This window comes from Azohydromonas australica DSM 1124 (genome assembly GCF_000430725.1).
GTDB classification, from domain to species: Bacteria; Pseudomonadota; Gammaproteobacteria; order Burkholderiales; family Burkholderiaceae_C; genus Azohydromonas; species Azohydromonas australica.
This window is the reverse complement of the sequence record NZ_AUMO01000044.1, coordinates 93,344-115,698: the sequence shown is the minus strand read 5'-3', so window position 1 is coordinate 115,698 and position 22,355 is coordinate 93,344. Positions and strand designations below refer to the sequence as shown.

Below are 22,355 nucleotides of genomic sequence, written 5' to 3'. Positions count from 1 at the left end.
CGTCATCACCCAAGGCGCCAGGCACCCCCACGGTCAGGCCGGACAGATCCAGGGCCTCACTGCCGCAGAACGTTCGAGCCGGCCGCGCCATCGCCGGCGCGGTGCACGAGACCGGCCGGCGCCCGTGCCCGGCCTCGCCCAAGCACCGCACGCAGCCGGCCGCGCGGGTGCCATCCCGTGCCGTGATTTGCATCGAAGTCCGGCAGCCATGTTTTGCGAGCGCAAAAGCATCATTTCCCAACCGTTCGCAATTTCGGATTTCTGTCGCATCAAGAATTAACAAGCCTGCATTCCCGTTGCCCGTGGAGAGCCGGGTCTTTTGCCGTGACAGGGCTTGGTTACAGTATCGGGCTGAATTTTCGGGCGTGGCGAATTCGATACGCACGGCGAGGCGGGCAGGGGCGTGTCCTAGGATCTCCCGTCACTTCTGCCGGGTTTCCGGCTGATTTGATTCGGCGGTCATGGGCAGGCGGCGCCAGCGGTTTCCCATGCCCGGGGCCGCCGCCAGAAAAACCTGACGTGGAGATTTGCCGTGAGCCCTACACCGCCGCGAGCCCGACTGGTCCTGAGCGGCTGCGCGCTGCTGCTGGCCTCCCTGGCGGCCCAGGCGCAATCCGGCCCGCCCAAGCCCCCGGCCAGCAGCGCCGCGAGCCCTTACTACCTGGGGGCCTCGGTCGCGCGGGGGCGTGACTCGAACGTGTTCCGCGTGCCGCCGGGCCAGGGGCCCCAATCGGACTCGTACACCACCGGCTCCGTGCTGGCCGGTGTCGACAAGCCCATCGGCCGCCAGCGCGTCTACACCGACTTGGCCGTGCGGCGCCAGCGGTTCAGTCGCCTCAACGAGCTGGACAACAATGGATATGGCGCCAGCGCGGGTGTGGATTGGGAAACTGCCGGGCGCTTTTCCGGCCAGGTGAAAGGCACGAGAGAGAAATCCCTGGCGTCTTATGGCTCGCCATTCACGGCCACCACGCTGCGCGAGCGCAATATCCTGCGCGAGCGCACTTTCAACGCCACGGTGCAGCGCGGCACGGCGAGCAGCAAATTGCAGCCCTTCGTGGGTTTCAATACCCGCAAGACAGAATATTCCGCCGAGGCCTACCGCTTTCGCAACAACGAGCGCCGCGCCGTGCGTGCCGGCGTGCGCTGGCGTCCCAGCGACCGGCTGACGCTGGCCACGGCCGCGGTGCAGGCGCGGGGCAAATATCCCTTCTCCCGCACCAGCGGCGGCGGCATCGCGCCGCTGCCCGACGAGTACCGCAGCCACGGCGTCGAGATCAGCGCCGACTGGGAGGCCACCGGCAAGAGCCGGCTGGACGGCCGCATCGGCTACGAGCAGCGCCGCTACGAGCTCGCGACGCGGCGCGACTTCTCGGGCATCAACGGCCTGGTGCGCTGGCGCTGGCAGCCCACCGGCAAACTCACCTTCACCACCTCGCTGGTGCGCGACGCCGACGACACCGACCGCCTCCTGCCCGCGGACACCACGGACCTCACGGCCGCAGGCTCGCGGGTGACGAACTCGGCCATCCTGGACGGCACCTGGCAGGCCACCGCCAAGGTGGCCGTCAACGCCAACCTGCGCTACAGCGACCGCAAGCTGGTCAACCCGGTCGTGGACGCCGGTGGCGGCGTGCAGAACCTCAGCGGCAGCGACACCACGCGCTTCACGGCGTTGGGCGCCACCTGGGAGGCCACGCGCAACGTCTCGGCCGGCTGCAACGTCGGCCGGGTGTCGCGCACCACGAGCTCCAGCCTGAGCTTCCCGTACAAGGCCAACACCGTGAACTGCCAGGTGCAGGCCCTGCTGCGCTGAACGTGCAGCAGCGCTCCCGCTCGCGCGCCGGTGCGATGGCCGGCCCATGGCCGCCCGGTTTCCGGAATTTTTGGGGCGGTGTTGGGAAATGGCTGCTGCGCCGGATTGACGCCTGGGGAAACCAGCGGCAAGCTGGTATTTCTAATTAAAAGCCGCCGCGATTTAATTTCCCTTGTCGGCTGCTTCGTTTATCTACACCATTCCCGCGATTTGTGCTGTGCGCGACCGATAATTACTGCGAATTGGCGGGGAAATTGAGTTCCGTAATTTTTCAATTAGCTACGTAATTTGTGAAATGCCCACACATTGGACCTCATCACAACCAAAAATGAAGCGCGATTTACCTTGCTAAACGTGATCTAACCATTCGTGAAAATGAAAGAAGACGTAGGGCGCTGATTGCGCGCCCTCGGCTTGTAGAGTCCGCGGCCAGTGGACGCCGCCTTCGGGCAGGCCTTCCCCTCCGAAGAATGTGGCAGTTTGCGCCGGCTTTTCCCGGCCGCATGCCGGGTGCCATTGCCATGGCATGCCCCGCCCTGCCACGCATCAACCGTGGGTATCTATTTATGCGCAATCTTTTTTCGCGCCTTTTCCTGGGCAGTTCCACGATATTGGCCGCCGCCGCGTTGACAGCTTGTGGCGGTGGCGGAGAAGCCACGCCGCAGGAGCTTGCAGCGGCATCGGCGCCGGAGCTGGCGCAATCGCTTGAGACGGCCCAAGCCCTGAGCACTGCAGGCGGCACCGCCGCGGCGGATGAGGGCGACGACGACCTCGTCACTTCGCTCGACCCGCAGCCTTGGGAGCTGGAGTACGACGACGCCACCGCGCAAGCCTTCATTGCTAGCCTGCCGCCGGTGTCCTCCGAGGCTCGCGCAGCCGGCACGCGCGTGAAGTGGAACCCGGGCCACTACGTCGCGCTCAGCCGCCGCGACGTGGGTTCGCTGCATACCGCGCTGCGCGAGATCAAGAGCGTTCCGCAGGTCAAGGGCCTGCTGCTGCGCTACAGCTGGCGCCAGCTGGAGCCGCGCAAGGGCGAGTACAACTTCGCCACCATCGACCGCGACGTGGCGCTGGCGCGCTCCTACGGCAAGCGGGTGTTCATCATGATCGAGACCAAGGCCTTCAAGTCCGGCCTGCGCGCGGCGCCCTCGTACATGTACACGCGCGAGTACGGTGGCGGGGCCTACAAGATCCGCATCAGCGCCAAGCCCACCCTGGGCACCAGCCACCGCTATGGCGAAAACATCGCGCTCTACAACGGCCAGGTGCGCGACCGCCTCATCGCGCTGACCAGCGCGATGGGCCGGCGCTTCAACCTCAACAACGCCGTCGAAGGCGTGACCTTCAACGAGACGGCCATGGGGCAGGCGGTCAATCCGCTGAGCAAGGCGCAGAGCGATGATTTCTTCCGCAACCTGGCACAGGTCAACACGGCCACGCGCCGCGCCTTCCCCAACACCGTGGTGATGCAGTTCATCAACTTCCCGTCCAGCTACATGCCGGGGCTGGTGCGCAACATGCTCAACGCCTCGGTGGCGCTGGGCGGCCCGGACACCTTCCTCAACGACCACGACCTCAACCGCAACACCTACCCGCTCTACGACCAGGCGCAGGGCAAGGTGCCCATCGGCCCGTCGGTGCAGCCGGAGAACTACATCAGCCGCTCCCAGAACGGCCCGCACTCGCCGCCCAAGGTGACGGAGCTGCACGCGTTCGCCCAGAACCGGCTGCACGCCAACTACCTGTTCTGGTCGCGCACGCTGAGCGGGCCGCACAAGCCCTACAACAACGTGCTGCGGATGTTCAAGTCCGAGTCCTTCGGGCGCGACAACGCCGGCGGCCTGCGCACGGGCTGCCCCGCCAGCTACGGTGTGTGCGTGCGCTCGCTGTGACGGCGCCGTAGCCCTGCACCGGGCTTTCCCGAACCGGCCGGCTATGCTGGGCCGGTCCCAACTGCAGCAAGCCAACGACGAAACCGATGCAACGCCGCGATTTCGCCCGTGCCGCCACCGCGCTCGCCACCATCACCTGCTGGCCCGCGCTCCGGGCGGCGCCCGCCGCCAGCAGTCCCGCCGGCACCGCGCCTTCCCAACCCTTCGACTACGCCTGGCTCAAGGGCGTGGCCCGCGCCCGGGCCGCGGCGCCGTACAAGGCGCCGCCCGCCGAGCTGCCCAAGGCAGTGGAGTCGCTGGACTGGGACCAGTACCAGGCCATCCGCTTCCGTGACGACCACGCCCTGTGGGCCGACGACGCGCAGAGCAACTTCCACCTGAAGTTCTTCCACCTGGGCCTGTTCTTCAAGTCCGCCGTGCAGCTGCACGAGGTCGTGAACGGGCAGGCGCGCGAGCTGGCCTACGACCCGGCCCTGTTCGACTACGGCAAGAGCGGCCTGCGCGGCGGCTCGCTGCCCAAGGACCTGGGCTTCGCCGGCTTCCGGGTCAACTTTCACACCGACTGGCGCGGCGACGTCGCCGCTTTCCTGGGCGCGAGCTACTTCCGCGCCGTGGGCGGCGAGCGCCAGTACGGGCTCTCGGCGCGAGGCCTGGCCATCAACACCGGCCTGGGCCGCCCGGAAGAGTTCCCGATGTTCACGGACTTCTGGTTCGAGCGCCCCGCGCCGGGCCACGACGTGCTCACGGTGTACGCGCTGCTGGACTCGCCCAGCGTCAGCGGCGCCTACCGCTTCGACATCCGTCCCGGTAACACGCTGGTGATGGACGTGGACGCGGCGCTGTACCCGCGCCGCGCCGTGGAGCGGCTGGGCCTCGCGCCGCTGACCAGCATGTTCCAGTACGGCGAGAACGACCGGCGCCGCGCCAACGACTGGCGCCCCGAGGTGCACGATTCCGACGGCCTGGCGATCTGGAGCGGGCAGGGCGAGTGGCTGTGGCGCCCGCTCACCAACCCCGAGCAGCTGCGCTTCTCGGCCTACACCGACGAGAACCCGCGCGGCTTCGGGCTGCTGCAGCGCGACCGCAACTTCGACCACTACCAGGACGACGGCGTGTTCTACGACCGGCGGCCCAGCCTCTGGGTCACGCCCAAGGCGGGCTGGGGCCGCGGGCAGGTGCAGCTGGTGGAGATCCCGACCGACGACGAGACCAACGACAACATCGTCGCGTTCTGGAACCCGGCCCAGCCGCTGGTGCCGGGCGAGGAGCGGCTGTTCAGCTACCAGCTGCACTGGGGCGCCCAGCTGCCGGTGGCGCCGCGCATGGCGCAGGTGGTGGCCACGCGCACCGGCATGGGCGGCGTCGTGGGGCAGAAGCGCAAGTACTACTCGACGCGCTTCGTGGTCGATTTCGCCGGCGGCGACTTCGAGCTGCTGGCCAGCCAGGCGGAGCTGGAGCCGGTGATCACCGCCTCGCGCGGCATCGTCGAGATCACCTCGGCGCGCCCGCTGGCCTCCATCCGCGGCTGGCGCGCGAGCTTCGACCTGCGCCCCACCGACGACCTGGTCGATCCCGTCGAGCTGCGGCTGTTCCTGCGCTACAAGGGCCGCGCCATGAGCGAGACCTGGAGCTACCAGTGGACGCCGCCAGCCGCGGCACAGCGCTCGTTCTGAGCCCGGAGCCCGCCGCCATGGACACGCCCGCCGCCTCGAAGCCCTTCGACGTCACCGAGGCGCTGCGGCGCATCGAGGTGGCGGTGCGGCCCTATCCCAAGGCGGCGCTGTTCGAGCTGCACGACGAGGGTTTCACGTCGGCCTTCGAGCAGCTGGTGGCCTGCATGCTGTCCATCCGCACCCGCGACGAGACCACGCTGGTGTGCGCGCGGCGCTTCTTCGGCCTGGCGCGCACGCCCGCGGCGGTGGCGGCGCTGAGCGTGGCGGACATCGACGCCGCCATCGCCGACAGCACCTTCCACGAGCCCAAGGCGGCGCAGATCCACGCCATCGCGAGCGAGGTGGTGGCGCGCCACGGCGGTGAGCTGCCCTGCGACGAAGCGGTGCTGCTGGGCTTTCGCGGCGTGGGGCCCAAGTGCGCGAACCTGGTGCTGGGCATCGCCTGCGGGCAGCCGCGCATCGGCGTGGACATCCACGTGCACCGCATCACCAACCGCTGGGGCTACGCGCAGGCCCGCGCGCCCGAAGGGACGCTGGCAGTGCTGGAGCGGCAACTGCCGCGCGAGCACTGGATCGAGATCAACGCGCTGCTGGTGCCCTTCGGCAAGCACGTGTGCACGCCCAGCCTGCCGCGCTGCTCCACCTGCCCGGTGCGCGACATGTGCGCGCGGGTGGGGGTGACGAAGCACCGGTAGGGCCGGCCGGGCGGGCGGAGCCTCAGGCCGTGGCCGCCTGCGTTGCGGCCGGCTGCGCCATCGGGTCCGCGCGCTGCACGACGCAGGCGACGACCGGCGCGATGTCCTCGGCCGGCATGCCCACGCGCGCGGCGTGCTCGCGGATCGCCTGCGCGTCCACGCCCTGGTAGATGCACACCGTGCCCAGCGTGCCGTCGGACTCGTGGACCACGTAGCTGCGCAGCCAGCTCACCTTGTCCGCCATCTCGGTGTCGCCCACGCGGCGCGAGACCGCGGCCGTGGCCTTCAGGTCGTCGGCGCAGGACCAGTGGTGCGGGCGGCGGATCTGGTAGACGTTCACCGGCGCGTCGGGGCGGATGAGCACGGTGTCGGCTGCGGGCAGGATCTCCTCGGCCGGCATCCCGGCCAGCGCGGCATGCTCGCGCAGCGCGGCGGCGTCGGTGGCCTGGAACACGCAGCGGGTGCCGAAGCGGCCGTCGGCCTCGCGCAGCACGTAAGTGCGGATCCAATGTGTGCGCTCCGAGCCCTGGTCCAGGGCGCGCAGCCGCTCCAGCGCGGCGTCCATGTCGGCCTGGGTGGCGGCGATGCCGCGGCGGCGGATGGTGAAGGTGTTCATGCTGTCTCCTGGGGATGTCCACGGCGGTGTTGGAGGCGGTCGCCCGATCGGGCCGTGGAGTTGGCCGGTCGGGCGGCGGGCCGGGGGTGGAGGGTTTCCATCGCCGCTGCAGCCTTGTCCCAAGACTAGAAACCGGGTCGCCATAAGTCCTTCGCGCGCGCTGATCGATTCCTGATACTTTTCCCGCCGCCATGGATGCCTCCCTCCCGCCTCCCACGCCGCCGGGCGCGCGCCGCTGGCGCTTCGGCGCCTGCGAGCTGGACGAAGCGCGCCGCGCGCTGCTGGTGCAAGGCCGCGAGGTGCTGCTGCAGCCGCGCGTGTTCGAGGTGCTGTGCTACCTGGTGCGGCATCGCGACCGCGTGGTGCCCAAGGAAGAGCTGCTGGCCGCGCTGTGGCCGGGCAGCGTGGTGGTGGACAACGCGCTGCAGCGCAGCGTCAGCCTGGCGCGCGCCGCGCTGGCCGAGGCCGGCCTGGGGCAGGCGGTGCGCACCTATGCCCGCCTGGGCTACCGCTTCTGCGCGCCGGAAGGCGCCGAGCCCGAGGCCGAGGGCGATGCGTCCGCCGCCGTGGCGGCCGGTGGGGATGAAGGCGCCCTGGCCGAGGCCCGCGCAGCCTGCGCGCGCTGCGACTGGGACGCGGCCTGCGAGGCCTATGCGCGGGCGCAGGCGCACGGCGGGTTGCCGCCCGAGGAACTGCTGGCGTGGGGCCGCGTGGCCATCAGCGCCGGGCAGGGCGCGAGCGTGCTGGAGCCGCTGGAACGCGCCGCGGCCCGCCAGGCCGAGGCGGGCGACGCCCTGGGGGCCGCGCGCGCGGTGCTGCTGCTGGTGCAGATCCGCACCGACCGGATGGAGCCGGCACTGGCCGGCGGGCTGCTGCGCCGCGCCGTGCGCTGGCTCGACGGCCTGCCGCCCTGCGCCGAGCAGGGGCACCACGCCTGGATGTCGAGCCGGCTGGCGCTGGCCCTGGGCGACCTGGGCGCCTCGCTGCGCCATGCCGACGCGGCGCTGGCGCTGGGCCGGGCGCTGGGCAACGCCGACGTCGAATGCCTGGGGCTGGCCTACCGGGGGCAGGCGCTGATGGCGCTGGGCGACTATGCCGCGGCCTGCGAACAGCACGAGGAGGCGGCGGCCGCCATCCGCCTGGGCGGCGTGAGCCTGTGGGTGGTGGGCTGGGTGTACTGCTCCGTCATCACGGCCAGCCGCAACCGCTGCGACTGGCTGCGCGCGATGCAGTGGACGCAGGCCTTCGCCGACTGGTGCCGCGCCAGCCGGATGACGGCCTTCCCCGGCACCTGCCGCCTCTACTGCGCCGAGGTGCGCGGCGTGCGCGGCGACCTCGTCGCCGCCGCGGACGAGGTCCACCGGACCGCCGCGCTGCTGGCGCAGGCGGCGCCCTGGGCCGAGGGCGATGCGTACCGGGTGCTGGGCGACATCCGGCTGACTTGCGGCGACCTGGCCGGCGCGGAGGCCGCTTTCCGCCGCGCCCACGCCCTGGGCTGGGAGCCGCAGCCCGGCCTGGCACGGTTGCAGCTGGCGCAGGGCCAGCCGCAGCAGGCGCTGCGCGGGCTGGAGCGGGCGCTGGGCGACAGCAACTGGGCGCTGTGCGAGCGGCGGGCACAGCTGCTGTGCGCGCTGGTGCATGCCGCGCTGGCCGCCGGCGAGGCGGAGCGCGCGCGCGAGGCGCTGCGGCTGCTGGAGGCCGACCCGCCGCTGCTGGCGCCGCAGGCCCTGCAGGGCCTGGCCGCGCAGGCCCGCGCCGAGCTGGACTGGCACGAGCAGCGGCATGCCGAGGCGATCCAGCAGCTGCGCCAGGCCGTGCGCCACTGGCACGCGGTGGGCGCGCCCGCGGGCGAGGCCGAGGCGCGCGTGCGGCTGGCCGAATGCCTGCGGGCGGACGGGGACCTCGCCGCCGCCGAGCTGGAGCTGTACGCGCTGGAGTCCAACCCGGTGCTGGCCGCGGTGGCCGGGCTGCACGGCCGCATGGCGGCGCTGCGCGCCACGCTGAAGGGCTGAGGCCGACTGCGCGCCACGCGCAGGTTGCCAGCGCAACCACATGCAAGCGGGACTTGTCCAGTCGCGAAGGCCGTGCCGGAGCGCTCTCCCTAGAATCCGCCCGATGTCTGCAACCTCTCCCGGCACCGGCACGCAGCAGCGCCAGTGGCCCGGGCTGCTTCTCGCTGCCGGTGGCGCCACCGCCTTTTCCGGCAAGGCCATCATCGTCAAGCTCGCCTACCGCTACGGCACCGATGCGGTGACGGTGATCATGCTGCGCATGCTGTTCGCGCTGCCGCTGTTCCTGCTGCTGGCGGCCTGGGCCGGGCGCGGGCGCCCGGCGCTGACGCGGCGCGACTGGCGCGCCGTCGTGCTGCTGGGCTTCAGCGGCTACTACCTCGCCAGCTACCTCGACTTCCTGGGCCTGCAGTACGTCAGCGCCAGCCTGGAGCGGCTGGTGCTCTACCTCAATCCGACCCTGGTGCTGCTGCTGGGCTGGCTGCTGTTCGGGCGCCGCACCAACCGCCGCCAGTGGGTCGCCATGGGCGTGAGCTACGCCGGCGTGCTGGTGGCCTTCGGGCAGGAGGCGCAGTTCGCCGGCACGCAGGCCGGGCTGGGGCTGCTGCTGGTGCTGGGTAGCGCGCTGAGCTATGCGCTGTATCTGACCTACTCCGGCGAGGAGGTGCGGCGCCTGGGCGCGCTGCGACTCACGGGGCTGGCCACCAGCGTGGCCTGCGTGCTGTGCATTGCGCAGTACCTGCTGCTGCGCCCGGTGGGGGCGCTGGCCGACCTGGCGCCGGCGGTGTGGTGGCTGTCGCTGCTCAACGCCACGGCCTGCACCTTCGCGCCGGTGCTCATGGTGATGATGGCCATCGAGCGCATCGGCCCGGGCGCGGCGGCGCAGACCGGGATGATCGGCCCCATGAGCACCATCGCCATGGGCGTGCTGATCTTGGACGAGCCCATCACGCCGGGCGTGGTGATGGGCACGGTGCTGGTGCTCGCCGGCGTGGCGCTGCTCAACCGCCGGCGCTGAAGGGCCGCCCGCGGCGGCACGCGCGGGACGCGTGCCGCGCCGCGTCCTTGCCTCGGCCCGGCACGGCGCTACAGTGGGCCGAGCAGGAGGGCCGACCCATGCTTCACCCCATCGAGCCCAGAGGCGGCAGCCGCGCCGGTGGCGTGCCGATGCGCCGCGGCGCCGGCCCGGAAACAGGCCTGCGCATGACGCCGGTGCCCGTCCGCACGTCTTCGAGCCGGGCCCGCGCATGGACAGCCTGCTGACCAGCCGGGAGAGCCTGGCCCTGGCCCTGGGCCAGCGCGGCGTGGTGCCGGTCATCGGCCCCGAGATGCTGGAAGTCGAGGTGGACGACGGCACCGGGCGGCGGCGCGGCGTGCCCTTCTACCGCCTCGTGGCCGAGGAGCTGCTGCGCACCTACGGCTGCTCCCCGGCCGAGGTGCCGGCCGGCGCCAAGGGCGGCGGCTGGCCGCTGCACCAGGCCGTGGCGCAGGTGCTGGCCGAAAGGCGCGAATCCAGCACCGAGCGGCTGCGCCGCTGCGTGTCCGCCACCATCAAGCGGCTGGCGGCGCAGGTGCTGGCCGCGCCGCTGCTGGACCGGCTGGCGCGGCTGGATGCCTTCGACCTCTATGTCTGCCTCACGCCGGACGAGCTGCTGGTGGAGGCCCTGCGCCGGCTGCCCGGCCGCGAGGTGGACATCGGCGCCTTCGCGCCCACGGCCGACAGCTCGCAGCCGGTGGACATCCTGCCGCGCGCCGGCGCCGTGCGCGTGTTCTTCCCGCTGGGCCGCAGCGCCCCCGGCCACCACCTGGCCATCCACGAGGAGGACGCGCTCGAATACTTCTACCAGTTCCAGGAGTACGGCCCCCGCCGCGCGCCCAGCCTGCTGGCCGAGCTGCGCAGCCGCGACCTGCTGCTGCTGGGCTGCAACCTGCCGGACTGGCTCGGCCGCGCCTTCCTGCGCGTGGCCAACGAGAAGCGGTTGTCCTGGCCGGAGAAGAAGATGGAGTTCTTCGCCGCGGACACGCAGGACGCGCTGCTGAACTCCTTCCTGGCCCGCTTCAACCCCAACGCCTGCGTGTTCCCGTGGTCGCCGCAGGAGTTCATCGGCGAGCTCGAAGCGCTGTGCGTGGGGGTGGCGAGGCCGCCGGCCGGCAACGCCCCGGCCCTGGCTGCGGCAGCCGCCGCGACCGTGGCCGGCGTACGGCAGCCCACCGTGTTCGTCAGCTACGCCAGCGAGGACCGCGAGGCGGCGCGTCGCCTGGCCGATGCGCTGCTGCAGGCGGGCTTCGGCGACGTGTGGTTCGACCAGCACAAGCTCGTGGCCGGCGACGACTGGTCCGACCGCATCGAGGAGGCCATCGAGCACTGCGACTTCTTCATGCCGGTGCTCTCGCACCAGGCCGACCGGCGCCGCGAGGGCGTGTTCTGGGAGGAGTGGCGCAAGGCCGTGGTGCGGGCGATGCGCGTCAACGACAGCTTCGTGCTGCCCGTGGGCATCGACGACACGGCGCCGGACCGCAGCGGCTACGAGCGGATCTTCAGCGGCTTCACCTGCGACTTCCGCCGCATCCACCTGCTGCACGCGCCGCAGGGCCGCTTGCCGGCCGAGGGCCTGCAGGCACTGCGCGAGCGCAGCGAGCGCTTCGCGCAAGCTCGCCATGACTGAGCGCACCCGCATCGACGCGCAGCACCCGTGGCCCTGGCTGGAGCCGTTCACCGAGTCCGCCAGCCGCTTCTTCAACGGTCGCGACGAGGCGCTGCAGGCCCTGCTGCGCGCGGTGCTGGCCGTGCCGGTGTGCGTGCTCTTCGGCAAGTCGGGCCTGGGCAAGACCTCGCTGCTCCTGGCCGGGCTGTTTCCGCTGCTGCGCGAGCGGCAGATGCTGCCGGTGCCGCTGCGGCGCCTGGAGCACGGCGCCGGGGCCGCCCCGCTGTCGGCGCAGCTGCTGCGCGCGCTCGACGCGGCCGTGGCGGCTTCCGCGCAGCCGCTGCGCTGGGAGGGCCCGCCCCGCACGGCGCCGGCCGAGGGCGACTTCGTCGCTGCGCTGTGGGAGCAGCTGCACGACCGGCAGCAGCGGCTGCTCGACGAGCAGGGCCGTGCCTGGAGCATCGTCTTCGTGCTGGACCAGTTCGAGGAGGTCTTCACGCTGCAGCCGGACGAGGAGCTGCGCCGGCGGCTCTTCTGCGAGCTCGGGGACCTGCTGGAGAACCGGCTGCCGCCCACGGTGGACGCGCGGCTGGATGCAGACGACGCGCTGCTCGACCGCATCGACCTGGACGCGCAGCGCTACCGCTTCCTGCTCTCGCTGCGCGAGGACTTCCTGCCCGAAGTGGAGGCATGGGTCCACCTCATTCCGCGGCTGGGCGCCCAGCGCGTGCGGCTCACGCCCATGTCGGCCGAGGAGGCCCTGCAGGCGGTGCGGCAGACGGGCGGGACGCTGGTGAAGGCGCAGGACGCAGCGCGCATCGTGGACTTCGTGAGCCGCCAGGCGGCGGCCGACGGCGCGGGGCGCGCGCTGCAGCCCAGCCGCGCCATCGAGCCGGCGCTGCTGAGCCTGGTCTGCGCCAGCCTCAACGCCGACCGGCTGGCGCAGCAGCCGCCCGGGGCGTCGCTGGTGGTGGACGATCTGGAAGCCCGAGGCTCGCAGATCCTGGACCGCTTCTACGACGACGCCTTCGCCACGCTGGCGCCGCCGCTGCGCGAGCCGGCGGCGCGCTGGGTCGAGAACGAGCTCATCACCGACGGCGGTACGCGCCGGCCGTTTCCGGTCGAGGCGGTCGATGACGAGCTGCGTCCGGCGCTGGCGCAGCTGGTGGACCAGCGGCTGCTGCGCGTGGAGAACACCGAGCAGGGCCCGCAGGTGGAGCTGGTGCACGACCGGCTGGCCGCGGTGGCGCTGCGGCACGCGCAGACCGCGCTGCAGCAGGCGGACGCCGCGCAGCGGCTGCTGCGCGAGAAGGAGAACGCCGAGCGGGTGCTGCTGGAGCAGCGCGCCGAAATGGAAGAGCAGCGAGCCCGGCAGGAGCAGCAGCGTGCCGAGCAGGCGCAGGCCGTGAGCCGCCGTTTCCGGCGCATGAACCGGCTGCTGGTGCTCGCCGTCTTCGGGGCCGGGGCGATGGCCGTGTGGGCCTGGAACGAGCGGCAGCGCGCACACGAGGAGAGCCAGCGCGCGCAGGAGGCGCTAGCGGCGTGGAGGGACAGCGCGCTGCAGGCCCAGAGCCAGTACGACCGGTGGCAGAGCGCGCAGAAGAACCTCACTACGGCCGAACGCAAGGTCGACCAGGCCGTCCAGCTGCTCAAGAGCGGATCAGCCCCGGCCCAGGCCACCGAGCTGCTGTCGGAAGCCCAGCGCTCCTACGCCAACAGCAGCCTGCAGCCGGCCCCGGCGCCGCCGGACTGCCCCGCCGGGCGGCGGCTCTATCCGCAGGTCGGCAGCGAGGCGGACCTGGCGGTGATCGAGCGCGTGAAGCCCGCGCTGCGCGAAGCCGGCTTCAACGTCATGAAGGCGGAGGTGCTGCCGGCGCGCAAGCTGCCCGCCGACACGGAAGTCCGCTACTTCCGAAACGCCGAGGGCGTCGGCGCGCTGGCCGCGGCGGCCGCGCTGCGCCGGGCGGGCCTGCCCAACGTGCCGGCGCGGCTCGTCCCCGGCTACGAGGACTCCAGGTCGATCCGCCCCTGCCATTACGAGCTGTGGCTGGCCGTGGGCGGCTGAGGCTCAGGCCAGGGCGCGCCACACGTTGTAGGCGCTCAGCAGCGTGATCAGGCAGCCCACGATGGTCATGAGCGTGCGCGGCTGCAGCCGCTTGCACAGCAGCGCGGCGAAGGGCGCGGCGAACAGGCCGCCGAACACCAGGCCCGACACCAGCAGCCACGTCGTGGGCTCGCCGGCCAGCAGGATGAAGGAGGTGGCGCTGGAGAGCGTCAGGAAGAACTCGGCGAAGTTCACCGAGCCGATGGTGGTGCGCGGGTCGCCGCCGGCGCCGATGAGGTTGCTGGTGACCACCGGGCCCCAGCCGCCGCCGCCCGTGGCGTCCACGAAGCCGCCCAGCAGCGCGAGCTTGCCCACGTGGCGCGGCTCCTTGCGCTGCAAGCGCGCCCGCCACGCCTTGCGCAGGATGTACAGCCCCATCAGCAGCAGGTAGGCCGAGACGATGGGCTTCATCACCGAGGCGTCGAACTGCGTGATCACCACCGCCCCCAGGATCGCGCCCAGGCTGCCCGGCACCAGCAGGCGTAGGAACAGCGACTTGTTGACGTTGCCCAGCTTGCAGTGCGAGATGCCCGACATGCCCGTGGTGAAGACCTCGGCGATGTGCACGCTGGCGCTGGCCGCCGCCGGCGTGGCGCCCGCGCCCAGCAGGAAGGTGGTGGCCGTGACGCCGTAGGCCATGCCCAGCGCGCCGTCCACCACCTGCGCCAGCAGGCCCACGGCTACCGCGCTCCAGAAGGTCGGGTTGGCCAGCGCGTCGCGCACCACCTGCACCCCGTTGACGCCCTCCGTGCCGAAGAACAGCCGCCAGGCCAGGAAGCTCAGCAGCCCGCACAGGATCGACACCGCCACCCACAGCGCGATGCGCAGCTCCGGATGGTCGTCGGGATGGTGCGAGGCCGAGAAGTCGCCCGGCGGAGCGGCGGCCTGGGTTGCGGCGGCGAGGGGAACAGGAACGGCTTCGAGCGGATTGCGTGCTTCCATGGGGCGGGGCCCGCACGGCCCGCCAGTCAGCGGGCATATGCCGGGCGCAACGATGTTGAGCCATGAAAGTAATGAGCACGGACCCGCCCGCCTACGAAGCATTTGCTGCTTTCTTATGCGCTTTCCGTGCTTGTAAGCGTGTTCTTCATAAGGGCCGTGACGGCTGCAATTGCTTGCGAGCCGGGGTCTGTGCTCACGCCGGCCCCCACAATCGCGCGATTGCAATTCCAAAGGGGCTTGGCGTTGGAAGCCGTGATCCGCTGCCTGTTGGTCGATGACGACGCCGAGATCCGCCACGCGGTGCAGGGCTACCTGGAGCGCTACGGCATGGCGGTGCGCACGGTGCCCGATGGCGAGGCCATGCGCCGCGCGCTGGCCGAGGGAAGCTTCGACCTGCTGCTGCTGGACGTGATGCTGCCCGGCGAGGACGGCCTGGAGCTGTGCCGCCAGGTGGTCCAGCAGCTGGCGCTGCCGGTGATCATGCTCACGGCCCAGGGCGACCCGGTCAGCCGCGTGCTGGGCCTGGAGCTGGGCGCGGACGACTACATCGGCAAGCCCTTCGAGCCGCGCGAGCTGGTGGCGCGCATCCATGCCGTGCTGCGGCGGAACCGGCGCGGCGCGGGGGCCGGCGCCGCGCCCGCGGCCGAGGCGCCGGCGCAGCTGCAGTTCGAGGGCTGGCGCTTCGACCGGCTGCGTCGCGAGCTGCTGTCGCCGCAGGGCGTGGTGGTGTCGCTGTCGGCGGCGGAGTTCAGGCTGCTGTCGGCCTTCGTCGAGCACGCGGGCCGGGTGCTGGCGCGCGAGCGGCTGGTGGAGCTCACGCGCGTGCCGGGCGTGGAGGTCAACGAGCGCAGCATCGACCTGGGCGTCTCGCGCCTGCGCCAGAAGCTCGGCGACTCGCCGCGTGACCCCCAGCTCATCCGCACCGTGCGCGGCGAGGGTTACCAGCTCGACGTTCGGGTGGGCCCGTGAGCGCGGGTGCGGGTGCCGGGGAGCGGCCATGAAGCGGCTGCTGCGTGACTCGCTGTTCAAGCGTTTTTTCCTGCTGATGTGGGCCGCCCTGGTGCTTAGCCACCTGGCCGCCTACTCGGTGGTGATGCTGCGCGGCGCGCTGCCCATGCGGCCGGCGGACATGCCGCTGCCCACCTTCCCGTCGCTGCCGCCCACGCCCGGCGTGCCGGGGACGGCGCCGCATGTCCCTCCGCCATCGCCCGGGCCGGGGGCGTTGCGGCCACCCGGACCCGGTCCTGGCCCTGACGCGATGGGGCCGGCGCCGGCAGGGGGCCCCGAGTCCGCGCCGCCCGGTGCGTGGCCGCGCCGCGGCGGGCTGCCGCCGGCGGACCTGGCGCTGGACTACGGCGTGCGGCTGCTGGTCATCGCGCTGGCCGCCTGGTGGGGCGCGCGCTGGGTGACGGCGCCAATGCGCCGCCTGGCCGGCGCGGCGCAGCAGCTCGGCCCCGCGCTGCGCTCGGACGCGGCGCCGCCGCGGCTGGACGAGGCGGGCGGCACGCAGGAGGTGCGCGAGGCCGCGCGCGTGTTCAACACCATGGCGGCGCAGCTGCAGCAGCAGTTCCGCGCCCGCTCGCTGCTGATGGCCGCCGTCTCGCACGACCTGCGCACGCCGCTGACGCGCCTGCGGCTGCGCCTGGAGCGGCTGGAGGACGCGGCGCTGGCGCAGCGCTGCATCGCCGACCTGCGCGAGATGGACGCGCTGGTGGAGTCGGCGCTGGAGCTGGTGCGCAGCGAGCAGGCGCTGGAGCCCGCGCGCCCCACGGACCTGCTGGCGCTGGTGCAGGCCCTGGCCGACGACCGCGCGGAGCAGGGCGAGGCCGTGCACTGCGAGGGCGAGGCCGCGACCGCGCGCGTGCAGCCCGTGGCGCTGCGCCGCGTGCTCAACAACCTGCTGGACAACGCGCTGCGCCACGGCACGCAGGCCTGGCTGGCGCTGCGCCGCGAGGGCGACGCGGTGAGCATCAGCGTGGACGACGACGGCCCGGGCATCCCGCAGGCGCAGCTGCAGGCGGCGCTGGACCCCTTCGTGCAGCTGGCCGACGACCCGCGGGGCCGCCACCGCGCCGGCCTGGGGCTGGGCCTGCACATCGCGCACGACCTGGTGCGGCGCCAGGGCGGCACGCTGAGCCTGCACAACCGCGAGGGCGGCGGGCTGCGCGCGCTGGTGCGGCTGCCGCTGGCTTGAGCAGGAAGGGCGGTCGGGCTCCGGCCATCCACGCCGGGCCATGTGTCAACGCCGACACACCCGGGCAATACCCCACATACCTGGGATTTCCAGAATCGCTGCGACTCCCCACTGGAAAGGACATCCCATGAGCAGCATCGGATCGATCGGCAGCGGCGGCGGCGGTTTTTCCGCCCTGCAGCGTCCCCAACCGCCCTCGAAGGAGGCGCTTTTCAAGCGGGCCGATGCCGACGGCAGCGGCGGCGTGGACGCCAGCGAGCTGCAGGAGCTGGTGTCGCACCGCCCCGGCGCCAGCGCGTCCGCCGCGAACGACAGCTCGGTGGACTTCAGCGCGCTCGACGGCGACGGCAGCGGCAGCCTGGACGCCACCGAGCTGGACACGGCCATGAAGGCGCTCATGCCCAAACCCGGCTCCACGGTGGAGTTCGCGCAGCAGCGCGGCGGCGAGGACGACCTGTTCTCCAAGGTGGACGGCAACGGCGACGGCTCGATCGACAGCGACGAGCTGGCTGCCCTGCAGGAGAAGATGGGCATCGAGGACGACGGCGCGATGGAGCGCCTGGACACCGACGAGGACGGCTCGCTCAGCGCCGAGGAGTTCGCCGCCGGCCGTCCGCAGGGCGGCCAGGCCATGGGTGGCATGGGCGGTCCCGGCGGCCCGGGCGGCGGTGACAGCACCGAGAGCTCGTCCAGCACCACCTACGACCCGCTGGACACCAACGAGGACGGCGTGGTGTCGGCGCAGGAGCGCGCGGTGGGCGAGCTCAAGGGGGCGATGCAGAAGCTGCTGGAGGCGGCCGACGCCAACGGCGACGACAGCATCGACGCCACCGAGGCGTCGGCGATGCAGGACGCGCTGAGCCAGGCGCTGGAGACGGTGGCCGGGGCGTCCTCGTCCTCCGCGGCCGGTTCCGAGGCCTCGTCCTCCGGCTCGGCGCAGGACGGCGCGCTGCAGGCGCAGGCCGCCAAGCTGGCGCAGCTGATGGTGCAGCAGTACGCCGCCGTCAGCGCCCAGTTCGGCAGCCAGGCCTCGACCGGCTCGCAGCTGAACCTCCGCGCCTGAGCCCAGGTTTGCGCCCGCGGGCGGCGGTGCGACGCGCAAGTCATCCCCTCCTGACCCGCCGCTCGTTCTTCAACGAACCGCGCCCGCAGGCTTTTTCTCCGGCGCGCCGCACGCGCCGACGCCGGCTCACCTGGCGATGCCGAGCTCGCCCATCAGGCCCTTGAAGAAGGCGTTGTCGCGCTCGATCACCTTCTGGAACGCCGGCGCGTCAGCCCAGGCGTGGGTCAGGTCCAGCCGCGCCAGCGCGTCGCGGAAATCCGGCTCGTCCGCGGCCTTGCGGGCGGCGCTGCGCAGCGTGTCCACCACGGGTTGCGGCGTGCGCTTCGGCGCCACGATGCCGCGCCAGGTGCTCACGCTCACGTCGATGCCCTTCTCCTTGAGCGTGGGCACGTCGGGGAAGCGCTTCGCGCGCTGGTCGGCCATCACGGCCAGCAGCCGCAGCTTGCCGCCGGCCACGTGCTGCGCCACCTCGGCCGGGCTGACCGAGACGGCCTCGATGTGGCCGCCCATCAGGTCGTTGATGGCCGGGTTGGCGCCAGCGTAGGGCACGTGCGAGAACTTCACGCCGCTCTTGTGGCCCAGCTGCTCCGCCGCCAGGTGCCAGATCGCGCCCACGCCGGAGTTGCCCACGCGCACCTTGTCCGGGTAGGCCCTGGCATGGGCCAGGAACTCCTCCACCGTGCGCCAGGGCGCCTGGGCATGCACGGTGATGGCGCTGGGCTCGGCGTTGAGCAGCGCGATGGGCACGAAGTCCTCGGCCGTGAAGCGCGCCGTGCCCAGGTGCGGCAGCATCGTCATCTCCACCGTGCCGACGCCCAGCTTGTAGCCGTCGGGGCGGGCGGACATCACTTCGGTCAGGCCGATGGCGCCGCCGGCGCCGGTCTTGTTGGCCACCACCACCGACTGTGGAAGGTGCTTGCGCAACGAGTCCGCGAAGGCCCGCGCCACCGCGTCCGTCCCGCCGCCGGCCGGGAAAGGGACGATCAGCTCGACGGGCCGTGCCGGGTAGTCCTGCGCCAGCGCCGGCGCGGGGCCCAGCGCCAGCGCGCCCAGGCCGGCCACCAGCAGGGTTCTGCGGTCCAGGGTCATGTCTCTCTCCTTTTGCTCGCTCTTGGTGGTGCGGCGCCTTGCGCGCCGGGTTGGGAAAGCACGGCCCCCGGCCGGTCTGCTGCCGGCCTGGCGGGCGGGTGGGTCTGTGGAGGCTCAGCCGCGCAGCGCGGCCCAGGCGGCGGCGAACTCGCGCGCGCGCCGCGCCACCTCGTCCACCGGCATGCCCGGCGCATACAGCGCCGATCCCAGGCCGAAGCCCGCCGCTCCGGCGGCGACGTAGGTACGCATGGACTCGGGCGCGATGCCGCCCACGGGCAGCATCCGCGTGCCTGGCGGCAGCACCGCGCGCATGGCCTTGAGCACGGGCGGCGTGAGCAGCTCGGCGGGGAACAGCTTCAGCGCGTCCGCCCCGGCCTCCAGCGCGGCGAAGGCCTCCGTGGGCGTGGCGACGCCGGGGATGCACAGCCGTCCCTGCGCCTTGGCGGCTCGGATCACCGCGGCGTCGGCATGCGGCATCACCACCAGCTCGGCGCCGATGCCGGCCAGCCGCGCGACCTGCTCCGCGCGAAGCACCGTGCCCGCGCCCACCAGCGCCTCCTGCGGCAGGCCGCGGCGCAGGGTCTCGATGCTCTCGAAGGGCCGCGGCGAGTTCAGCGGCACCTCGATCAGCCGGAACCCGGCGTCGAACAGCGCGGCGCCCACGCCGGCGGCCTCGTCGGGGCGCAGCCCGCGCAGGATCGCCACCAGCGGCAGCGCGCGCAGGGCGGCGTCCAGGCGTGCCGGCAGCGTACCGGCGTCCTCGGTGTTCATGAAAAGTTCTCCTTGCTCAGGTGGCGGTATGGATCAGCCCGGCGGCCGCGGCGAAGCGCCACAGCCCCTGCGGCGCGGTGTTGCCGAGCTCGGCCGCCGGCGCGCGGCCCAGGCGCTGCAGCGCTTGCGCGTAGCGGCGCGTCAGCCCGGCTTCGCCGACCAGCAGCAGCGGCGCGTCCTCCTGGGCGGCCGGGTCGCCCTGCGCCAGCGCCGACACGATCTCGTGGCCGATCAGCAACCCCGAGAGGTAGTCGGCCAGCGCGTGCGCGGGCACCCGCCCGGTGAGCCCCAGCGTGCGCGTGGCGAAGAGCTGGTGCGTCAGGTCGCCGGGGCGGCTGGCGCGTGCTGCCTCCAGGCCGGCGTCGAAGGCGGCTTCGGCGTCCGCCGCCACGGCCTCGGGCTGCGCTGGCGCGGCCATCAGCTGGCCCAGTAGCGAGTGCCCGCGCAGCACGGCGTAGACCTCGCCCGTCATGTAGGTGCGGAAGGCCGTGACCCGGCCATGTTCGATCCAGGCCCACTTGCTGTGCGTGCCCGGCAGCACGATGCAGGCGCGCCGCGCCAGCGCCGGCTGCAGCGCCAGCGCGCCGGCGATCTGCACTTCCTCGCCGCGCATCACGTCCGGCGCCGCGCCGGGGGGCTCGTACAGCAGCCCGGGCGCGATCCACAGCGGGCGTTGCGCCGCGTCGTCCACGCGCGCGGCGTGCGCGGCCAGCGTGGCAACGTCGGCCGGGCAGCCCACGTAGGGCGCCTCGCGCCAGCCCTGTGCGCTGCCGACCATGCCGCAGGCCACCAGCGGCAAGCCGGGGCCGGCGTCGAGCCAGTCGCCCGCGATGGCTGCCAGCGCCTGCCTGAAGCCGGCGGGGCCGGGCTGCGGCAGGTGCCGGATGCCGTGCGTGCCGGCGCGCTCGGCCAGCACCGCGCCGCCGGCATCCATCAGGAAGGCGCGCAGGCTGGAGGTGCCCCAGTCCAGCGCCACCAGGGCGGCGGCGGCCGGGCTGCCGGCCTCGTTCATGCGGGTATCCATCCCAGCTCCTTCGACAGGCTTTCCGCGCGCTGCCGCACCACCGGTGCCAGCCGCGCCATGCGTTCCTCGGGCATCCAGGGCAGGGCGCTGGCCACGCTCAGGCCGGCCACCACGCGCCCGCCGATGTCGCGCACCGGCGCGCCCACGCAGCGGATGCCCAGCTCGTTCTCTTCCAGGTCCAGCACCACGCCCTGCGCGCGGTAGCGCCGCATCTCGTCCAGGTACCCGGCCCAGGGACGCATGGGCGGCTTGTCCGGCTGGCCCGAGCGCTGCACCTCGGCCAGCCGGTACAGCGTCTCCCAGCGCGCCTCGTCCATGCCCAGCATCAGCGCCTTGCCCACGCCGGTGGAGGCCAGCGGCATGCGCTGGCCGACGCGCGAGCGCATCTCCAGCCCCTTGGTGCCGGAGACCTTGTCCAGGTAGAGCACCTCGTCGCCTTCCACGACGCCCAGGTGCACGGTGTCGCCCGTCTGCTGGGCCAGCGCCTCCAGGTGCGAGCGCGCCAGCGCTGCCAGCGGACGCTGCTCCAGCGCGCGCTGGCCCAGCAGCAGCAGCTTGGGGCCGAGCAGGTAGCCGCGGTACGGGATGTGGTGCAGGTAGCCCTGTGCCACCAGGCTGCCGAGCAGGCGGTGCGTGGTGCTGCGCGGCGTGCCCAGCCGCGCCGCGATGCCGCGCACGTCGCTCACGCCCTCGGCCACGCACTCCAGCACCGCCAGCCCGCGCAGCAGCGTCTGCGTGCCGCCGGCCGTGCCGCGTGCCTCGCCCGGCGCCGCGCTCGCGGCGGCTCCGGTGGAAGGCTCGAGGGACGAGGTGATGAGGTGGTGCATGGTGGATGTCATCGTATGACTGGGTCTTGAATTGAGTCAAATATCGGGCATGTATCCCAGATATTGAGAGCCTTGACGCCGCCGCTAAGCCGTTTCTAGCATGTGCCGCCACGATGAAACCGGTATCTGAATCGATGATCCGGTTGCCACGCGATGCAAGGAGAAGCTTTGATGTACGACGACTTGAAGGGCAAGCGGGTGCTGGTCACCGGCGCGACGCAGGGCATCGGCTGGGCTGCGGTGCAGGCTTTCGCGCGCTGCGGGGCGCGGGTGGGATTCAACGGCCGCAGCGCCCCGGCGGACCTGCAGGCCCGGCTGGACGAGCTGGGCGCCCACGGTGGCGAAGGGATGTTCCTGCCGGGCGATCTTTCAGGCACCGAGGCCTGCCGCGGCGTGGTGGAGGCCTTCGTGGAACGTTTCGGCGGCATCGACGTGCTGGTGAACAACGCCGGCGGGCTGGTGGCGCGCAAGCCGCTGCCGGAGATCGACGACGACTTCTTCGACGCCGTGCACGACCTCAACGCGCGCTCGGCGCTGATGACCACGCGCTTCGCGCTGCCGCACCTGAAGGCGTCGGCGCAGGCCAGCGGGGAGAGCAGCGCGGTGATCCTGGTCGGCTCGGTGGCGGCGCACGTGGGCGGCGGGCCGGGCGCGGGGCTCTACGGCGCGGCCAAGGCCTGGCTGCACAACATCCAGAAGAACTGGGTGGCGTACCACAGCGCCGACGGCATCCGTTTCAACACCCTCTCGCCGGGCACCTTCGACACTGCCTTCCATGCCGACAAGTCGGCCGAGACGAAGGCGGCCATCGCGCGCGGCATCCCGATGGGGCGATTGGGCCGGCCGCAGGAGGCGGCCCCGGCCTTCCTGTTCTTCGCCTCGCACGCCGCCAGCGGCTACATCACGGGGCAGGTGCTGGACATCAACGGCGGGCAGTTCATGCCCTGAGCCTGCGCTGCATGGGGTGGCGCGGGCCCGGAGACCCGCACCGCCCG

18 protein-coding genes are annotated in these 22,355 nt (G+C 72.4%); 12 read left to right on the top strand and 6 right to left on the bottom strand.

The genetic code is table 11. The features are described from left to right. Nucleotides 1-532: 532 nt before the first annotated feature. The 4 genes from H537_RS0107855 to H537_RS0107840 all read left to right on the top strand — a co-directional run bounded on the left by H537_RS0107855 (nucleotide 533) and on the right by H537_RS0107840 (nucleotide 6,076). Nucleotides 533-1,816 carry a porin family protein gene (locus tag H537_RS0107855; protein WP_028997462.1) on the top strand — a complete coding sequence of 428 codons (1,284 nt, stop codon included), beginning with the start codon at nucleotides 533-535 and terminating at the stop codon, nucleotides 1,814-1,816. A 566-nt stretch (nucleotides 1,817-2,382) separates the two neighbouring features. Further along, nucleotides 2,383-3,708, top strand: a complete 1,326-nt coding sequence (locus tag H537_RS0107850; RefSeq protein ID WP_043458384.1) for a beta-galactosidase — start codon at nucleotides 2,383-2,385, stop codon at nucleotides 3,706-3,708. Nucleotides 3,709-3,794: 86 nt separating this feature from the next. Further along, nucleotides 3,795-5,381, top strand: coding sequence for an OpgD/OpgG family glucan biosynthesis protein (locus tag H537_RS0107845; protein ID WP_028997460.1), 1,587 nt, complete (start codon nucleotides 3,795-3,797; stop codon nucleotides 5,379-5,381). A gap of 17 nt (nucleotides 5,382-5,398) precedes the next feature. Beyond that, nucleotides 5,399-6,076, top strand: a complete 678-nt coding sequence (locus tag H537_RS0107840) for an endonuclease III domain-containing protein (RefSeq protein ID WP_028997459.1) — start codon at nucleotides 5,399-5,401, stop codon at nucleotides 6,074-6,076. A 22-nt stretch (nucleotides 6,077-6,098) separates the two neighbouring features. On the opposite strand, the gene H537_RS50730 is transcribed toward H537_RS0107840, so the two are convergent. Beyond that, nucleotides 6,099-6,692 carry a nickel-binding protein gene (locus tag H537_RS50730; protein ID WP_169516966.1) on the bottom strand — a complete coding sequence of 198 codons (594 nt, stop codon included), beginning with the start codon at nucleotides 6,690-6,692 and terminating at the stop codon, nucleotides 6,099-6,101. A 191-nt stretch (nucleotides 6,693-6,883) separates the two neighbouring features. Between H537_RS50730 and H537_RS0107825 the strand changes: the two genes are divergently transcribed. The 4 genes from H537_RS0107825 to H537_RS48995 all read left to right on the top strand — a co-directional run bounded on the left by H537_RS0107825 (nucleotide 6,884) and on the right by H537_RS48995 (nucleotide 13,411). Beyond that, on the top strand, nucleotides 6,884-8,704 hold the full coding sequence (locus tag H537_RS0107825; protein WP_028997458.1) for a winged helix-turn-helix domain-containing protein: 1,821 nt from the start codon (nucleotides 6,884-6,886) through the stop codon (nucleotides 8,702-8,704). 103 nt (nucleotides 8,705-8,807) lie between these two features. Then, nucleotides 8,808-9,719, top strand: a complete 912-nt coding sequence (locus H537_RS0107820; RefSeq protein ID WP_051242141.1) for a DMT family transporter — start codon at nucleotides 8,808-8,810, stop codon at nucleotides 9,717-9,719. 229 nt (nucleotides 9,720-9,948) lie between these two features. Next, nucleotides 9,949-11,367, top strand: coding sequence for a toll/interleukin-1 receptor domain-containing protein (locus H537_RS0107815; RefSeq protein ID WP_028997456.1), 1,419 nt, complete (start codon nucleotides 9,949-9,951; stop codon nucleotides 11,365-11,367). Continuing rightward, nucleotides 11,360-13,411 (top strand): nSTAND1 domain-containing NTPase, encoded by a 2,052-nt coding sequence (locus H537_RS48995; RefSeq protein ID WP_028997455.1) that lies wholly within the window; start codon nucleotides 11,360-11,362, stop codon nucleotides 13,409-13,411. Before H537_RS0107815 ends, H537_RS48995 begins: the two co-directional genes overlap by 8 nt. Before the next feature lie 3 nt (nucleotides 13,412-13,414). On the opposite strand, the gene H537_RS41785 is transcribed toward H537_RS48995, so the two are convergent. Beyond that, nucleotides 13,415-14,392: a sulfite exporter TauE/SafE family protein gene (locus H537_RS41785; protein ID WP_043458383.1), complete on the bottom strand. Its 978-nt coding sequence runs from the start codon at nucleotides 14,390-14,392 to the stop codon at nucleotides 13,415-13,417. Nucleotides 14,393-14,644: 252 nt separating this feature from the next. Here H537_RS41785 and H537_RS0107800 point away from each other — a divergent pair, with 252 nt between their 5' ends. From H537_RS0107800 to H537_RS41780, 3 genes are all read left to right on the top strand, one after another. After that, complete coding sequence (locus H537_RS0107800) at nucleotides 14,645-15,361, top strand: response regulator (RefSeq protein ID WP_211234979.1); 717 nt, start codon at nucleotides 14,645-14,647, stop codon at nucleotides 15,359-15,361. A gap of 28 nt (nucleotides 15,362-15,389) precedes the next feature. After that, nucleotides 15,390-16,586, top strand: a complete 1,197-nt coding sequence (locus H537_RS56480; RefSeq protein ID WP_028997452.1) for an ATP-binding protein — start codon at nucleotides 15,390-15,392, stop codon at nucleotides 16,584-16,586. Nucleotides 16,587-16,713: 127 nt separating this feature from the next. Further along, nucleotides 16,714-17,649: an EF-hand domain-containing protein gene (locus H537_RS41780; protein ID WP_051242139.1), complete on the top strand. Its 936-nt coding sequence runs from the start codon at nucleotides 16,714-16,716 to the stop codon at nucleotides 17,647-17,649. A 126-nt stretch (nucleotides 17,650-17,775) separates the two neighbouring features. Here H537_RS41780 and H537_RS0107785 read toward each other — a convergent pair whose 3' ends face one another. The 4 genes from H537_RS0107785 to H537_RS0107770 all read right to left on the bottom strand — a co-directional run bounded on the left by H537_RS0107785 (nucleotide 17,776) and on the right by H537_RS0107770 (nucleotide 21,360). After that, complete coding sequence (locus tag H537_RS0107785) at nucleotides 17,776-18,738, bottom strand: Bug family tripartite tricarboxylate transporter substrate binding protein (protein ID WP_051242137.1); 963 nt, start codon at nucleotides 18,736-18,738, stop codon at nucleotides 17,776-17,778. Between the two features lie 114 nt (nucleotides 18,739-18,852). Then, nucleotides 18,853-19,509: a 2-dehydro-3-deoxy-6-phosphogalactonate aldolase gene (locus H537_RS0107780; RefSeq protein WP_028997450.1), complete on the bottom strand. Its 657-nt coding sequence runs from the start codon at nucleotides 19,507-19,509 to the stop codon at nucleotides 18,853-18,855. Between the two features lie 16 nt (nucleotides 19,510-19,525). Then, the gene (locus H537_RS0107775) at nucleotides 19,526-20,533 is read right to left on the bottom strand and encodes a 2-dehydro-3-deoxygalactonokinase (RefSeq protein WP_156901525.1); all 1,008 of its coding nucleotides are present in this window, start codon (nucleotides 20,531-20,533) and stop codon (nucleotides 19,526-19,528) included. Further along, nucleotides 20,518-21,360 carry an IclR family transcriptional regulator gene (locus H537_RS0107770; protein WP_028997448.1) on the bottom strand — a complete coding sequence of 281 codons (843 nt, stop codon included), beginning with the start codon at nucleotides 21,358-21,360 and terminating at the stop codon, nucleotides 20,518-20,520. The genes H537_RS0107775 and H537_RS0107770 overlap by 16 nt, the downstream gene beginning before the upstream one ends. A gap of 171 nt (nucleotides 21,361-21,531) precedes the next feature. On the opposite strand from H537_RS0107770, the gene H537_RS0107765 reads away from it, so the two are divergent. Beyond that, complete coding sequence (locus H537_RS0107765; RefSeq protein ID WP_028997447.1) at nucleotides 21,532-22,308, top strand: SDR family NAD(P)-dependent oxidoreductase; 777 nt, start codon at nucleotides 21,532-21,534, stop codon at nucleotides 22,306-22,308. The last annotated feature ends 47 nt before the right edge of the window (nucleotides 22,309-22,355 follow it).